Annotated in this window: 1 protein-coding gene; it reads right to left on the reverse strand. The window is 59.0% G+C overall.

The genetic code is table 11. The features are described from left to right. Positions 1–283: transposase (locus tag QMN38_RS26835; protein WP_131820360.1), on the reverse strand; the 283-nt coding region annotated here is incomplete at both ends.

The following is a 283-nucleotide window of genomic DNA, read 5'->3' on the forward strand; positions in this document are numbered from 1 at the left end:
TGCCGGGACGCTCGGCGATCAGCCAGTCCACATCCACCTCGGCCAGCTCCTCGCGCTGTGGCGCTCCTTGGTAGCCGGCATCGGCTGAGACAAATTGCTCCTCTCCATGAAGCAGATTACCCAGCTGATTGAGGTCATGCTCGTTGGCCGCGGTGGTGACCAGGCTGTGGGTCAGGCCACTCTTGGCATCGACACCAATGTGGGCCTTCATGCCAAAGTGCCACTGATTGCCTTTCTTGGTCTGATGCATCTCCGGATCGCGTTGCTGCTCTTTGTTCTTGGT

The organism is Citrobacter sp. R-1.5.2 (assembly GCF_035064245.1).
Classification (GTDB): Bacteria; Pseudomonadota; Gammaproteobacteria; order Enterobacterales; family Enterobacteriaceae; genus Citrobacter.